The 14,928-nt window shown below is 65.8% G+C and carries 15 protein-coding genes and 1 other RNA gene; 12 read left to right on the top strand and 4 right to left on the bottom strand.

Features of this window, described 5'->3' with window-relative positions:
• Position 1: 1 nt before the first annotated feature.
• From JOD62_RS01470 to dapF, 6 genes are read left to right on the top strand one after another with little or no spacing between them, the layout of a single operon-like run.
• Positions 2–856: a regulatory protein RecX gene (locus tag JOD62_RS01470; RefSeq protein WP_204937568.1), complete on the top strand. Its 855-nt coding sequence runs from the start codon at positions 2–4 to the stop codon at positions 854–856.
• Positions 857–905: 49 nt separating this feature from the next.
• Positions 906–2,456, top strand: coding sequence for a tRNA (N6-isopentenyl adenosine(37)-C2)-methylthiotransferase MiaB (miaB, locus tag JOD62_RS01465; RefSeq protein WP_204937567.1), 1,551 nt, complete (start codon positions 906–908; stop codon positions 2,454–2,456).
• A 4-nt stretch (positions 2,457–2,460) separates the two neighbouring features.
• Positions 2,461–3,432 (top strand): tRNA (adenosine(37)-N6)-dimethylallyltransferase MiaA, encoded by a 972-nt coding sequence (miaA, locus tag JOD62_RS01460; RefSeq protein WP_271171581.1) that lies wholly within the window; start codon positions 2,461–2,463, stop codon positions 3,430–3,432.
• Positions 3,429–3,857 (top strand): GNAT family acetyltransferase, encoded by a 429-nt coding sequence (locus JOD62_RS01455; protein ID WP_204937566.1) that lies wholly within the window; start codon positions 3,429–3,431, stop codon positions 3,855–3,857. Before miaA ends, JOD62_RS01455 begins: the two co-directional genes overlap by 4 nt.
• Before the next feature lie 51 nt (positions 3,858–3,908).
• Positions 3,909–4,439: a dihydrofolate reductase family protein gene (locus JOD62_RS01450; protein ID WP_204937565.1), complete on the top strand. Its 531-nt coding sequence runs from the start codon at positions 3,909–3,911 to the stop codon at positions 4,437–4,439.
• Positions 4,440–4,448: 9 nt separating this feature from the next.
• On the top strand, positions 4,449–5,321 hold the full coding sequence (gene dapF / locus JOD62_RS01445) for a diaminopimelate epimerase (RefSeq protein ID WP_204937564.1): 873 nt from the start codon (positions 4,449–4,451) through the stop codon (positions 5,319–5,321).
• A gap of 8 nt (positions 5,322–5,329) precedes the next feature.
• On the opposite strand, the gene JOD62_RS01440 is transcribed toward dapF, so the two are convergent.
• The gene (locus JOD62_RS01440) at positions 5,330–5,983 is read right to left on the bottom strand and encodes a class I SAM-dependent methyltransferase (protein ID WP_204937563.1); all 654 of its coding nucleotides are present in this window, start codon (positions 5,981–5,983) and stop codon (positions 5,330–5,332) included.
• Positions 5,984–6,078: 95 nt separating this feature from the next.
• On the opposite strand from JOD62_RS01440, the gene hflX reads away from it, so the two are divergent.
• From hflX to JOD62_RS01420, 4 genes are all read left to right on the top strand, one after another.
• Positions 6,079–7,632 (top strand): GTPase HflX, encoded by a 1,554-nt coding sequence (gene hflX, locus JOD62_RS01435; RefSeq protein WP_204937562.1) that lies wholly within the window; start codon positions 6,079–6,081, stop codon positions 7,630–7,632.
• Positions 7,633–7,760: 128 nt separating this feature from the next.
• Positions 7,761–7,970, top strand: a complete 210-nt coding sequence (locus JOD62_RS01430; RefSeq protein ID WP_204937561.1) for a heavy-metal-associated domain-containing protein — start codon at positions 7,761–7,763, stop codon at positions 7,968–7,970.
• Positions 7,970–8,902 (top strand): heavy-metal-associated domain-containing protein, encoded by a 933-nt coding sequence (locus JOD62_RS01425; protein WP_204937560.1) that lies wholly within the window; start codon positions 7,970–7,972, stop codon positions 8,900–8,902. Before JOD62_RS01430 ends, JOD62_RS01425 begins: the two co-directional genes overlap by 1 nt.
• Positions 8,903–8,954: 52 nt before the next feature.
• Entirely contained in the window at positions 8,955–11,228 is a 2,274-nt protein-coding gene (locus JOD62_RS01420) for a heavy metal translocating P-type ATPase (protein WP_204937559.1), read from the top strand.
• A 201-nt stretch (positions 11,229–11,429) separates the two neighbouring features.
• Here JOD62_RS01420 and JOD62_RS01415 read toward each other — a convergent pair whose 3' ends face one another.
• Positions 11,430–12,098 carry an SIMPL domain-containing protein gene (locus JOD62_RS01415; protein WP_204937558.1) on the bottom strand — a complete coding sequence of 223 codons (669 nt, stop codon included), beginning with the start codon at positions 12,096–12,098 and terminating at the stop codon, positions 11,430–11,432.
• 142 nt (positions 12,099–12,240) lie between these two features.
• Between JOD62_RS01415 and ssrA the strand changes: the two genes are divergently transcribed.
• Both ssrA and JOD62_RS01405 read left to right on the top strand, forming a co-directional pair.
• Positions 12,241–12,611, top strand: a transfer-messenger RNA (tmRNA) gene (ssrA, locus tag JOD62_RS01410).
• Positions 12,612–12,779: 168 nt separating this feature from the next.
• Positions 12,780–13,559, top strand: a complete 780-nt coding sequence (locus JOD62_RS01405) for a siderophore-interacting protein (protein ID WP_204940005.1) — start codon at positions 12,780–12,782, stop codon at positions 13,557–13,559.
• Between the two features lie 21 nt (positions 13,560–13,580).
• Here the strand turns inward: JOD62_RS01405 and JOD62_RS01400 are convergent, their stop codons facing one another.
• Together JOD62_RS01400 and JOD62_RS01395 are read right to left on the bottom strand one after the other, a co-directional pair.
• The gene (locus JOD62_RS01400; RefSeq protein WP_204937557.1) at positions 13,581–14,576 is read right to left on the bottom strand and encodes a serine hydrolase domain-containing protein; all 996 of its coding nucleotides are present in this window, start codon (positions 14,574–14,576) and stop codon (positions 13,581–13,583) included.
• Between the two features lie 145 nt (positions 14,577–14,721).
• A complete protein-coding gene (locus tag JOD62_RS01395) occupies positions 14,722–14,874 on the bottom strand; it encodes a hypothetical protein (RefSeq protein WP_204937556.1) in 153 nt (50 codons plus the stop codon).
• Positions 14,875–14,928 lie beyond the last annotated feature (54 nt).

The following is a 14,928-nucleotide window of genomic DNA, read 5'->3' as shown; positions in this document are numbered from 1 at the left end:
CATGGCTCGTGATTTCGGGGGCGGCGCATCGGATGATGCGCTCGCCCCCGTCATCCCTCTCTTCGGACGTAAGGGCGGGAGACAAGCCGACGATGACGTCGTGGAGACGGCGCACGATGCCGATGCCAGCAACTTTACGAACTCAAGACACCCGGCGAGATCATCGCGTGACGCGGGGCCCTCTGACACCCTGCGTTCCTCGTTCCCCGCAGGCGTGGCACCGCTGAGAGCATTATCAGCTTTCACAGAGCCGGATCCCAGTTCTGACGGCGCCTCGGCTGACGGGACGGATGACGAGAGCGGCGCTGATGCCCAAAGTGGCAACGACGGCGAAGAGGTGCGCGCCGCGGCCGTCGCTGTCCTCGTGCGCAAACTCAGCGCCAAGCAACTCTCCGTCAGTGAGGCGCGAGATGTTCTGCGGACACAGGGGCTCACCGGGAGCGACGCCGGTGACGTCCTTGATGACTTCGAAGAGCGCGGTTACCTCAATGACCTAGCTCTTGCGGAGATGCTGGTGACCTCGGGAGCAGAGCGCCGTGGCCAGGGTCGCGTCGCCATCGGCCGCACGCTCGCGCAGCGGGGGATTCCGCGACATATCGCCGACGAGGCATTAGGCGTCCTTGAAGACGATGATGCCGAGCGCGCGCTGGAGTTCGCACGCAGCAAGGCCCCATCCATGGCACGACTCGACGACGACGCCGCACTCCGGCGCCTCGTCGGGCAGCTTTCCCGGCGTGGCTATGGCGGAAGTGTCGCGATGACCGCGGCACGGACCGCATTACGCGAAAACAAACGTGGCTTCACATCACGACCCACGAGCGTGCGATTCACGCCGTCAGACGACGATCTCGCCTGAACCCTTCGATGTGTGGGTAGCGGGAGACCGCTCGTAGAATGGCTAGATCATGACTACACCAGTGAGTGAACCGACGATCATCGCGCCGTCTGCGGCGGCGGTCGATGCGTCGGGACGTGCGCGTTCCTACGAGGTGCGCACATTCGGCTGCCAGATGAACGTGCACGACTCCGAGCGCCTCTCGGGTTCGCTGGAGAGTGCTGGCTACGTGCGCGCCGAGAGCGGCGCCGAGGCCGACATCGTCATCATCAACACCTGTGCCGTGCGTGACAACGCGGCCGGCAAGCTCTACGGCACCCTGGGACACCTGGCGGCAGTCAAGCGCCGCAAGGAAGGCATGCAGATCGCCGTCGGCGGCTGCCTTGCACAGATGGACAAGCAGGCCGTCCTCGACAAGGCGCCGTGGGTCGACGTCGTCTTCGGCACGCACAACATGGGCTCGCTTCCCACGCTCATCGAGCGTGCACGCCACAACGGCGAGGCAGAGCTGGAGATCCTCGAGTCGCTCGAAGTCTTCCCTTCGACGCTTCCCACGCGACGGGATTCCGCACACAGCGGATGGGTGTCGATCTCCGTGGGCTGCAACAACACCTGCACCTTCTGCATCGTGCCGAGCCTGCGCGGCAAGGAGAAGGACCGCCGCCCTGGTGACATCCTCAATGAGATCCGTCTTCTCGTCGAAGACGGCGCGATCGAGGTCACCCTCCTCGGACAGAACGTCAACTCGTACGGCGTCGAGTTCGGCGACCGGCAGGCGTTCAGCAAGCTGCTCCGTGCAGCCGGTGAGATCGAGGGTCTGGAGCGCATTCGCTTCACAAGCCCGCACCCGGCCGCCTTCACCGACGACGTGATCGATGCCATGGCCGAGACTCCCGCGGTCATGCCCCAGCTGCACATGCCGCTGCAGTCCGGAAGTGATCGCATCCTCAAAGCCATGCGCCGCTCGTACCGCAGCGAGAAGTTCCTGGGCATCCTGGATCGCGTTCGCGAGCGGATGCCCCATGCGGCGATCTCCACCGACATCATCGTCGGCTTTCCCGGCGAGACGGATGAGGACTTCGAAGACACCATGCGGGTCGTCGAAGCTGCGCGCTTCGGCAGCGCCTTCACGTTCCAGTACTCGATTCGCGAGGGCACGCCCGCAGCGACCATGGAGGACCAGGTCCCCAAGGAGGTCGTGCAGGAGCGCTACAACCGTCTGATCGCGCTGCAAGAGCGCATCTCGCTGGAAGAGAACCAGAAACAGGTCGGACGCGAGGTCGAGGTGCTGGTCTCGACTGGTGAGGGCAAGAAGGACGCGGAAACGCATCGCCTGACGGGCCGCGCCGAAGACAATCGACTCGTGCACTTCCAGGTTCCTGAGGGGTCTGACCTTCCGCGCCCGGGCGACGTCGTCTCGGTCACGATCACGCACGGGGCGCCGTTCCACCTGCTCGCGGACGACCCGACGGGCGCCCCGCTGAAGATCCGTCGCACGCGCGCCGGAGACGCCTGGGACCGTTCGCAGTCCGAGTCGTGCGCCGTGCCGGCTCCTGCAGCTGAAGCAGGTGCGCCGCGCGCGGTCTCGCTCGGCCTTCCCACGCTCCGCATCGGAGTCTGACGGCGTGACCGCACCGATTCCACCGGTCGCTGCCGTCCGCGAGCCGCGCCTGTGGGCCATCGTCGGCGCGACCGGAACAGGCAAGAGCGACCTTTCTCTCGATCTCGTCGAACGACTCTCGCAGCAGAGAATCGGCGCCGAGATCGTCAACGTCGATGCCATGCAGTTCTACCGCGGAATGGACATCGGCACGGCCAAGCTTCCACTCGCGGATCGCCGCGGCATACCGCATCATCTCTTCGACGTGCGCGAGGTCACGGAGGAAGCTGCGGTCGCGTGGTACCAGCCGCTCGCACGAGACGTGATCACCGACATCCACGCGCGTGGCAATGATGCGATTCTCGTCGGTGGCTCCGGCCTGTATGTGTCGAGCGTCATCTACGACTTTCGTTTCCCGCCGCGAGACCAAGACCGGCGCGCACGACTGGAGGCCGAGCTCGCCGAGCGGGGAGTCGGACCTCTGCTGGCACGTCTGCGCGAGATCGACTCCGCGACGGCTGCGCGCATCGATGTGCGCAACGAACGCCGTGTCATCCGTGCGCTCGAAGTCGCGGAGCAGGGCGAGAGCAACCACGGGGCGATGCTTCCGGAGCGGCCCGAGCTCTGGCACGCGCACACGCGCGTGCTCGGCACGGCGGTGGAGCGTCAGGCCCTGGTCGAGCGGCTCGATCGTCGCGTCGAGCGGATGTGGCGCGACGGGCTCATCGCCGAGGTGCAGCAGCTGAGGGAGCACGGGCTGGAAAAGGGCGTGACCGCACGACGCGCGATCGGATACGCGCAGGCGCTGGCACAGATTCTCGGCGAGATCAGTGAGTCGGAGGCGATCGCCCAGACGCAGGCGCTCACACGCCGATATGCGCGCCGCCAGGTGTCCTGGTTCAAGCGCTATGCCGAGATCGAATGGCTCGATGTGCTCAACGACGAACCTGCGGCCTTCCTTGATTCGCTGGATTCGGCAGAGGGGGCGGCGAAATGACGACGCACACGGAGATCCGGGTGTTCGAGGCCGGAGACACCGACGCGGTCGTCGCGCTCTGGGAGTCGGCAGGCCTCACACGTCCATGGAACGACCCCCGCGCAGACATCCGACGCAAGCTCGCGGTGCAACCCGAGCTCTTCCTCGTCGCGGTGGAGTCCGGGCGCATCGTGGGATCCGTCATGGCCGGATATGACGGTCATCGCGGGTGGCTCTACTATCTTGCGACCGTCTCCGATCGGCGCGGCGCAGGAATCGGACGGATGCTCGTGGAGGCTGCGGAGACACGGCTGATCGCGATGGGATGCCCGAAGGTGCAGCTGATGGTACGCACTGAGAACGAGGGCGTGCGCGGCTTCTACGACAGTATCGGCTACGAACCCTTTGACATCTGGATGACCGGAAAACGGCTCATCGCAGATTGATGAGGTTCGCGTACCTCGGTGGATGTCGGAGGGTGGTGCGATGCTCGTTCCATGGCGACCCACTACTACACGGCTTCGAGTCTTGATGGCTTCATCGCGACGACCGAGCACTCGCTTGACTGGCTTCTGCGGCAAGAGATCGATATGGAAGGGCCCATGGCCTACCCGGAGTTCGAGAAGCGCATCGGCGCGCTCGCGCTCGGGGCGTCGACCTTCGACTGGGTGATGAGGCATGAGGGCGGAGTCTGGGGCTACACCCAGCCGACGTGGGTGTTCGCTCACGGTTCCCGCGAGGTTCCTCAGGGGGCTGACGTCCGCATCGTCTCGGGCGATGTCGCCCCGGTCCACGCCGAGATGCTCAGCGCGGCCGGCGACAAGGACCTGTGGATCGTCGGGGGAGGAGATCTCGCCGGACAATTCGCGGATGCCGGACTTCTCGACGAGGTCTGGGTGCAGTACGCCCCGGTCACTCTGGGAGCCGGTGCTCCACTTCTCCCGCGCGAGCTCGATCTCGAACTGATCGACTTCGCGCGCAACCAGAGCTTCCTCTGCGGGCGCTACCGCGTCCTCCGGCCTGAATAGACTGGGCAAATGGTCGCATTTGCCAAGGGTCACGGCACCGGAAACGATTTCGTCATCATCGCAGACCCTGAGGGGGCGCTCGACATCACGCCTGACCAGGTGGCAGCGCTGTGTGATCGACACTTCGGGATCGGCGCAGACGGTCTGCTGCGGGTTGTGCGATCCGCGGCGATTCCTGAGGGCGCGGCCGCTCTGGCCGAAGAGCCGGCAGCCGAGTGGTTCATGGACTACCGGAACGCAGACGGGTCGATCGCCGAGATGTGCGGTAACGGTGTGCGGGTTTTCGTGCACTACCTCGTGCGCAGCGGGCTGGCGACGATCGAGGCTGGGGCGACACTGCCGATCGGCACGAGAGCAGGCGTCCGGGATGTCACGGGGCGCGACGGCGAGTACCAGGTCGATCTGGGCCGCTGGCGTCTGGATGGCACGGAACCCCTTGCCCGGGCAACGGGACTGGATGTTCCGCGTCCCGGCCTCGGAATCGACGTCGGCAATCCGCATGTCGTCGTCGCGCTGGCATCCGAGAGCGAACTCGCCGATCTCGATCTGGCTCGCTCCCCAGAGTTGGCGCCTGCGCCCGCGAGCGGCGCGAACGTGGAGTTCGTCGTGCCCGAAGAGCCGCTCGTTCGCGACGGGATCGGTCGCGTGCGCATGCGCGTGTTCGAGCGCGGTGTCGGCGAGACCCTCAGCTGCGGCACGGGAGTCGCAGCGGCGGCGCTGGCCGTCCGGCATTGGGCGGGGCCTGCGGCGCCGAACCACTGGCGAGTCGAAGTTCCCGGCGGAACGCTCGGTGTGCGAATGTTCCCTGCAGAGGACGGCGAGCACGTCGCCCTCTCAGGGTCGGCGCAACTGGTCTTCCACGGTGAGGTCGAGCTGGCCTGACGTCCGAGTCAGAGGTCGTCCGGCACGACGTCGATGGGCTCCGTCGGCGGAGTCCCGTGCCTGCGCACCTTGATGACCCGGAAGCCTCGCGCGGTCGCGGCACGATAGACGCTGTACCCCTCGTCGAAGTTGGCGGCGAGCCAGCGTTGCAGCGAATCGGAGCCGAGATTGCGCTGCACGACGAGCCAGGCATCGCTGCGCTCATCGAGGCGGGGAATCCAGCGTTCGAGAAGCCCGTGCAGCACGTTCTTGCCGACCCGGATCGGCGGGTTCGATCGGATCGAGCGGAACGCGATGTCGTCGGGAACATCGTCGGGCAGAACCGCGTTGATATTAGTGAGACCCAGATGATCGGCGTTCCGCCGGACGAGGTCGAGCGCGCGCTCGTTCACGTCGACGGCCCACACGGTCGCGTGCGGAGACGTGAGAGCCATCGACAGAGAGATCGGACCCCATCCGCTGCCGAGGTCGAGCAGATGACCGCCGGGCGGAACAGGGGGAGTGTTCGACAGCAGCACGGCGGTGCCGGTGTCAAGATGCTCGGGGCTGAAGACGCCTCCGGCGGTCGTCAATTCGAGCTCGCGACCCGCAAGTGTGACCCGGATTCGACGAAGGTTCTCAGGGCTTGCGGGGGCCGCAGTGAAGTAGTGGTCGGAACCCATAGAGCGAGCGTAGCGGAGAGCCGGGGCTATGGTTAAGGCGCTCCAGAATTCGGTGAGCAGAGCCCCGGTTTCTCGGGGCAGAGGGAAAGGTGCGGATGACGCATTCCACAACACACGATGAGAACGACGACGTGCACGACGGTGCTCTCATCGATGGCGAGCAGGACAACTCCTCGATCGATCGCATCCTCGCCGCAGGCGAGCGGCGTGCGGGGTCGCATATCTTCGGTGCCGCGCAGGCGCTGCAGGAGGGGGAGACGGCCGGTCACGGCTCATCCGACGGCGAGCAGTGGGATCTGGCCGATCGGCATGCCCTCCGCCGTGTCGCGGGACTTTCGACGGAGCTCGAGGATGTCACCGAGGTCGAATACCGCCAGCTGCGCCTGGAGAACGTCGTCCTCGTCGGGGTCTATCCGCAGGGCGCGCAGGAAGATGCCGAGAACTCTCTCCGTGAGCTCGCGGCGCTGGCAGAGACGGCCGGGGCCGTGGTTCTCGATGGTGTGCTTCAGCGACGTCCCCACCCGGACCCCGCAACGTATCTGGGCCGTGGCAAGGCCGCGGAGCTGAAGGATCTTGTCGCCGCTGTCGGCGCTGACACCGTCATCGCCGACACCGAGCTCGCACCGAGCCAGCGTCGTGCACTGGAGGACGTCGTGAAGGTCAAGGTCATCGACCGGACGACCGTGATCCTCGACATCTTCAGCCAGCACGCGAAGAGCCGCGAGGGCAAGGCGCAGGTGGAGCTCGCGCAGCTCGAGTACCTCTTGCCCCGTCTGCGCGGTTGGGGTGAGTCGATGAGCCGCCAAGCCGGTGGTCAGGTCGGCGCGGGTGGCGCGGGCATGGGGTCCCGTGGTCCCGGTGAGACGAAGATCGAACTCGACCGCCGCCGCATCCGCACCCGCATGGCGCAGCTGCGTCGTCAGTTGCGTGATTTCGCGCCCGCTCGCGAGGCGAAGCGCGCGGAGCGCAAGCGCAACACCATCCCCTCGGTGGCGATCACGGGGTACACGAACGCCGGGAAGTCGAGTCTGCTGAATGCGCTCACGAGCGCGGGTGTGCTGGTCGAGAACGCCCTGTTCGCGACCTTGGATGCCACGGTGCGTCGTACCGAGACCGCCGACAGCCGCGTCTACACACTGACCGACACCGTCGGCTTCGTTCGCAACCTTCCGCACCAGCTGGTCGAAGCGTTCCGTTCGACGCTGGAGGAGGTCGCCGATGCGGATGTCATCGTGCACGTTGTCGATGGCGCCCATCCCGATCCCGCGCGTCAGCTGCAGACGGTACGTGATGTGATCGGCGATGTCGGGGCACGCGACATCCCTGAGATCGTGGTCTTCAACAAGGCGGACCTGCTCAGCGACGACGAGCGACTCGTGCTGCGCGGACTGGTGCCGAAGGCGCACTTCGTGTCGTCGCGCTCGGGGGAGGGCATCGAGGAGCTGCGCGTCGCGATCACCGAGACGCTGCCGAAGCCGGCCGTGGAGGTGCGCGCGGTGGTGCCCTACGATCGCGGTGACCTGGTTGCGGCTGTGCATGAGACCGGGATGCTGCTGTCCTCTGAACACCTCGCCGAAGGGACGGCGATCCATGCGCATGTCTCCGAGCGTCTCGCCGCGGAACTTGCTCCCTTCATAATCTCCGCCTGATCGGGGTCTTTGATCTCGCGCCAGCGTGCGAGACCCTTCTTTTTCATCAAATCTGGAATACCCCCGGTGGGTATGGGTTACACTGAGTGCATACCCACTGGGGGTATCCAGGATGAAGGAGAATCGCGATGTCGACGACGGAGTACCAGGTCACCGGGATGACGTGCGGGCACTGTGAGATGTCGGTCCGCGAAGAAGTCGAGCAGATCGCCGGTGTTGAGAGCGTGGATGTCTCCGCCAAGACGGGGCGTCTTGTAGTGACCGCCGAGAAGGCGCTCGATGACAGCGACGTTCTGGCCGCGGTCGAAGAGGCCGGCTACTCGGCGGTGCGAGCCTGATGAACGCCGGGGGACGGCTGGTCGCGTACGCCGCAGGGGTCGCGGTCGCTTTCGCGGGTGCCTTCGGCATCGCGGCCGCCGTCGTCCCCGCCACGGCGGCAGAGACCTGGCAGGAGACAGACATGAACGAACACGCAGGTATGACCACAGCTCCGGAGGTTCAGAGTGAAGCGCTTCCGGGTCTCTCTTCCTCGTCGCGCGGATACGTGCTGGCGGCGGTGCAGGCGCCGGAGGTGCCGGCCGTCGACGGGGAGCTCCGCTTCGAGATCCGCAACCAGCAGGGAGTGCCCCTGACGGACTATGCAACCGCGCACGAGAAGCAGCTGCACCTCATCGTGGTGCGCAGCGACGGGCAGGAGTTCCGTCACGTGCATCCCGTTCTCGACATGCAGACGGGCGTCTGGTCTGCACCCTGGGTCTGGGCGCAGGCGGGTACGTATCGCGTCTACGCAGACTTCACGCCGAAGAGTGCCCAGTCGCCGGGGATCACCTTGACGACGACGGTCCACGTTGCCGGAGAGTTCCGTCCGGTGGCATCCGCGCCCTCTTCTCACGCCGTCGTCGACGACTTCGAGGTCGCGCTTGAGGGCGAGCTCGTCCCGGGGCGTGCATCCGAGCTGACGCTCTCCGTCACCCGCGCAGGTGAGCCCGTCACCACGCTTGAGCCGTACCTGGGGGCATTCGGCCACCTGGTCGCACTGCGTGAGGGTGATCTCGCGTACCTGCACGTGCACGCCGACGGCGATGCGGCGAAGGCCGGGGAGAGCTCCGGGCCGGAGATCACATTCATGGCGGAGGCGCCGACGGCAGGTCGGTACCTGCTGTATCTGGACTTCCAGGTGGACGGTGACGTGCACACCGCGGCTTTCGTGGTCGACAGCACGGACGTCGATCCCGGAGACGCAGCCGACGAAGAGTCGCACGCACACTGAGACAATCCGTGAGCAGGGAGCAGTCCCTGATCCGTTCAGAAGAAGGAAGATCATGAGCACGACGGCAGCAACGCCGATTCCCGTCTCGAGCGTCGAGCTGGAGATCGGGGGGATGACCTGTGCATCCTGTGCAATGCGCATCGAGAAGAAGCTGAACAAGCTCGATGGCGTCGCCGCGACGGTCAATTACGCGACCGAGAAGGCGAAGGTCTCGGTTCCCGAGGGCTACGACCCGGCGCTTCTGATCGCCGAAGTCGAGAAGACAGGATACTCCGCGGCCCTGCCGACACCGGCGCGACAGGACTCCCGACGCGACGATGGCAAGGACGATGCGGACCCCGAGCTGGACACGCTCCGCCATCGCCTCATCGGGTCGATCATTCTCACCGTGCCGGTGATCGCGGTGGCGATGATCCCGGCGCTCCAGTTCACCTACTGGCAGTGGGCCTCGCTCGCACTGGCCGCTCCTGTGATCGTCTGGGGTGCGTGGCCGTTCCACAAAGCTGCCTGGATCAATCTGCGCCACGGCGCTGCAACGATGGACACGCTCATCTCGATGGGTACCTCCGCAGCATTCCTGTGGTCGTTGTACGCGCTGTTCCTGGGCACCGCGGGAACGCCCGGGATGACCCACGGCTTCGAGTTCGCACTTGCGCCCTCCGATGGCGCCGCGAACATCTACCTTGAGGTCGGGGCAGGGGTCACGATGTTCATCCTGGCCGGACGCTACTTCGAGAAGCGCTCCAAGCGTCAGGCCGGCGCCGCGCTGCGTGCGTTGCTCGAACTCGGCGCGAAAGAGGTCGCCGTCCTGCGGGACGGTGTCGAGACGAAGATCCCCGTCGAGGATCTGACAGTCGGGGATGAGTTCATCGTGCGGCCCGGCGAGAAGATCGCCACGGACGGTGTCGTGGTGTCCGGTGCGTCCGCCGTCGACGCGTCCATGCTGACCGGAGAGTCCGTACCGGTCGAAGTGAGCGCGGGCGATGCCGTCGCGGGAGCAACCGTCAATGCAGGCGGGCGGCTGGTTGTGCGGGCCACGCGCGTCGGCTCGGACACGCAGCTCGCGCAGATGGCGCGGATGGTCGAGGACGCGCAGACCGGCAAAGCCGAGGTGCAGCGCCTTGCAGACCGCATCTCCGGAATCTTCGTGCCCATCGTGATCGTGATCGCGGCGATCACTCTCGGCGGATGGCTGGGCGCCGGCTTCCCGGTCGCCGCGGCCTTCACCGCCGCCGTCGCCGTGCTTGTGATTGCCTGCCCCTGTGCTCTGGGATTGGCGACGCCGACGGCGCTCCTCGTCGGCACCGGTCGCGGAGCACAACTGGGCATCCTGATCAAGGGCCCGGAGATCCTCGAATCCACGCGGAAGGTCGACACGATTGTTCTCGACAAGACGGGGACTGTGACGAGCGGCAAGATGACGCTGGTCGACGTGATCGTCGAGCAAGGCACGGTGCGCGAGGAGCTCCTCCGCATCGCCGGAGCGCTGGAGGACGCCTCCGAGCACCCGATCGCTCAGGCGATCGCGAAAGCCGCGACGCAGGAACTGGGCGGGCTCCCCGAGGTCGAGAGCTTCGCGAACATCGAGGGCAAGGGCGTTCAGGGCATCGTCGAGGGTCGTGCCGCGCTCGTCGGTCGGGAGAGCCTGCTCTCCGATTGGTCACAGCACCTGAGTGTCGAGGTCGGACGGGCCAAGGCCGCGGCGGAAGCGGACGGTAAGACAGTCGTGGCCGTCGGCTGGGACGGCGCTGCTCGCGGGGTCCTGGTCGTCGCTGACACTGTGAAACCCACCAGCGCCGAGGCGATCGCCCAGATGAAGGCGCTGGGGCTCACGCCCGTGCTGCTCACCGGCGATAACAGCGCGGTCGCTCAGCGAATCGCCGCCGAGGTGGGCATCGATGAGGTGATCGCCGAGGTCCTGCCACAGGAAAAGGTCGCGGTCGTCACACGCCTCCAGAGCGAAGGGAAGGTCGTCGCAATGGTCGGCGATGGCGTCAATGACGCCCCTGCTCTCGCGCAGGCTGACCTCGGGTTGGCCATGGGCACGGGGACGGACGTCGCGATCGAAGCATCCGACATCACACTCGTGCGCGGCGACCTGCGCAGCGCGGTCGATGCGATCCGTCTCTCGCGCAGAACCCTCGGCACGATCAAATCGAACCTCTTCTGGGCCTTCGCCTACAACGTGGCGGCCATTCCGATTGCGGCACTGGGGCTTCTCAACCCGATGCTCGCCGGCGCGGCTATGGCGCTGTCCAGCGTGTTCGTCGTCGGCAACAGCCTTCGTCTGCGGGGCTTCCGCAGCATTGCGAAGACATCCGCCTGAACATCCATCCCTCCACCGAAAGGAACCACCCATGAGCAACACACCTGTCACCGAGCTTCCGATTGTCGCGGCCGAGGCCAGCTGCTGCAGCACCACTGCTCAGGCAGCGAGCGCTGAGGTCACCTCCGGCTCCTCCTGCTGCGCCTCCTGAGCGCGTGAAGAAGCCCGCCCGGTGTTCGCACCGGGCGGGCTTCTTCGACGTCAGTGCGCCGAGAATCGCGCTTCGACGGTCGCGCTGATCGTGATGTCCTCGGGCTCGTATTGCATCACAGGCGCGGAGTCGGCCGAGGCGAACGCGGCGCCGCGTGCCTTCATCATCATCGGAGCCGTGGGGGAGGGCTGCCCGCTCGAGATGAGACCGACATCCGCGATCTCCGACGGGGTGATGCTCTCCAGCCCGAGAGCTTCGGCATAGGCCGTCGCTCGCGCGACCGCGACGCCGACCGCTGAGGCCGCGACCTCACGCTCCACGCGTGCGCGGGTCTCCGGTGTCAGATGCCAGTTCACCCAGCCGATCTCGATGCCCTCCCAGGGGGAGACGTCGGAGACCCAGACGGACAGCTCCGAGGCGTCCACGAACGTCGCGGTGAAGTCCACGCTGGCGTAGTACACCGGCGCAAGGCGCTTGCCTTCGTTGTTCCAGGGGCGCTCGGCGCGCACGGACAGTCGCTTGCTCGACCACTCCGCGATCGTTTCCGCTTCGACTCGCTCGGTGATGCTGGCACGCAGCGGCTCTGCCAGTCGCAGAGCTGTCTCGACCACGGCTGCGCGGTCGGGCCCTTCGGCGCGAACAACAGCCTGGATGGTGGCGCGTTCGGGTGCGACGCGCACCTCGTTCTCGCCTCGGACGGTGATGGTGACATCGCTCATGCCGCGACTCTACGCCAGCACGGTGAAAGCACGGGAATGGCTTTGGTGGCGGGAACGTTGTAGTCTGAGATGCTCGGAAGCCACGCGGCATCCGAGTTGATAAATCCACAGAGTGACAACGGTTCCTTCGAAAGAAGACCACGGGGCTGATCGGTTTCGACAGCGCCTGTGAATCCACGAGAAGCGGGCCGAGGATGCAGGGTTATCTCGTAAACGATCTCTGCAAAAACAATAAGTGCCAACTCCAAGCGCACTGACTTCGCCCTCGCTGCATAAGCGAGCCCGATAGTCCGTCAGGCCGTATGTGATTCCGATACGGATCCTGGCGTCATCTAGGAATCTTGCTGCGTGATGGCGTCTGGACGTCACGTGGGACTTCTCCCAGGCTGGGCTTGTCGACTTAGGTGTCTGTGACAAAGGTCGGAGCCGAGCAGAACGCTTTCACAGACTGCGCCCGGAGAAGACGCGGAGACTCAGCGTTGGACGGGGGTTCGATTCCCCCCAGCTCCACTAACCGTTGTCACTGTGGAGAGCCCCGCGATCCCTTACGAAAGTGAGAGATCGCGGGGTTTCTTTCGTTCCGCTCGGTAGGTGGATGGCGCGTCAGCCCCGGATGTTGCCGCACGTGTTGAAGATGGTTAGGTTTACCTAAGGTTCGCGGGTAGCGTAGGGCAGGTGGCCATTTCATCACGCACCTCGCCCCGCACCACCCGCCCCAGCATCGAGCTTGAGGTCGTCGCCACGAAGACGCTGAGTCCGCATCTTGTGCGCGTGACGTTCGGTGGGGCAGGGTTCGCTGATTTCGAAGATCGCGTCGAGACCGACAAGTACGTGAAGCTGATGTTCACGACGCCGCCACCGGAATCGCGCCCCGTGACGCGCACCTACACGATCCGACGCGTCGATCACGTCGCGCACACCCTCGACGTTGACTTTGTCGTCCACGGAGATGAGGGCCTGGCGGGGCCGTGGGCTGCGAACGCTGGCCCTGGCGCGACGTTGAGTCTGCTCGGTCCTGGCGGCGGCTATGCGCCGAACCCGGACGCCGAGTGGTACCTCCTCGCCGGAGATCTGGCAGCACTACCCGCGATCGCCGCAGCGTTGGACGCTCTACCGGCGGATGCAGTGGGCATCGCCTACATCGAGGTCAGCTCGGAGGACGCGATTCTTCCGCTCAACGCGCCGGATGGAGTCGAGGTGCACTGGATCATCGACCCCGAACACGGGGTCGACCAGCTCGCCGACGCAGTGCGAGGTGCTGCGTGGAAGGAGGGGCGCGTCGACGTCTTCGTCCATGGGGAGCGCGAGTCGATGAAGTCACTTCGGCGTGTGCTGTTCGATGAGCGCGGACTCGAACGCGCACAGGTGTCGATCTCGGGCTACTGGGCTCGCGGACGCACCGAAGACCGTTTCCAGGCCGAAAAGCGCGAGCCCGTCGGTCAGATCTTCACGCCCGCATAACTCGACGACCGGGGCTTGCACTCAGGACCAGTCGAGCGCAGCGATGACGGGCCACGCGCCTTCTGAGGTGTTTGCGATGATCGAGCCGGTGACGCCGGACGACGGATCGTGCCAGGTGCGCGCGGACACGCCCGCGTCGTACCCCTCCAGGATCACGGCATCGGATTCCCACCCGCGCCAGAAACCGCGCCCATAGCGCATCCGCTCGCTCGGCACGTGGTTCAGAGCGCTCGTCAGCGAATCCCGAGTGGAGTCCGACACGACCTTGCCCGCGAACAGTGCCGTCCAGAAGAGTGCGAGATCGGCGACTGTGGTGAACGCGCCGCCGTCGCCGCTGCCGCGAACGGGGAGGTGGAACACGTTCGTTCGGTCACCGCGCTCGTCCAGATAACCGAGCGCCATGTCGCCTGCGATCTCGTCTGCTCGGGGATAGCCGGTGTCGGCCATCCCGGCCGGCGCGAAAACCCGCGTCGATACCAGTTCATGAAAGGGGACCCCGGATGCGCGCTCGGCTACCAGCGCCAGAACGACGAACCCGCTGTTGCAGTAGGTGAAGCCCGAGCCGGGGGTGCTCACTTGGGGGTGGCCGTCCAGTACCGGCAGGAATGCCTCCGTCGAGTCGAAGAGATGCAGCGGGCGATCGAAGATGTAGTCGGTGATCTCGCCATGGGCTTCGTCAAGATAGTCCCCGATGCCCGAGGTGTGGGCGAGGAGATGTCCGACCGTCACGTCGTCATGCACGAGAGGAAGATCTGCGCCGAGCATGTCACGAGCGCGGCTCTCGAAGGAGAGAACACCGTCATCGATGAGGGCTCCCACAGCCAGCGCGGTGAACCCCTTCGACACGCTGGCGAGTCCGCATCGATGAGCGATGGTCATCCGCTGTCGGCGCGCGCGATCTGCGAACCCATACGCCTCGACGAACACGTCTTCGCCGGGACGATCGATGCGGATGACTCCGCTGAATCCGGTCCGCAGCGCGGCATTGTGAAGGGCAGAGATCGGATCCGTGGGCATGAAACTCACGCTAGCGGCGTGACTCTGCGGGTGCCAAACGGGTGCAGTGGCCATCGTTGCGGCAGCCGAGTCATCGCGCAGTCACCGCCCCGCAGAGGCGACGCCGCCCTTGCGTGTTGGCGCAAGGGCGGCGTCGGGGTGCGACTCAGCTCTCCATCGATGCGTCGTCGTCGCGCTCCTCCGGGTTCCGCTGCTGGTCTTCGCGTTCTTCCGGATCCGGGTCCGTCACGATGTCCGGATCGGTGCCCTCGGCGTTGACAGCGCGCTGGTCATCTCGCTCGGTGTGTGAGTCTGTCATGGTGTCCTCCTTCGTTGGCGGGGCACAAGTCTGCCCGGAGGTCGGCGGTAGCCG

Source organism: Microbacterium keratanolyticum (assembly GCF_016907255.1).
Classification (GTDB): Bacteria; Actinomycetota; Actinomycetes; order Actinomycetales; family Microbacteriaceae; genus Microbacterium; species Microbacterium keratanolyticum.
This window is presented reverse-complemented; position numbering and strand designations above follow the sequence as displayed.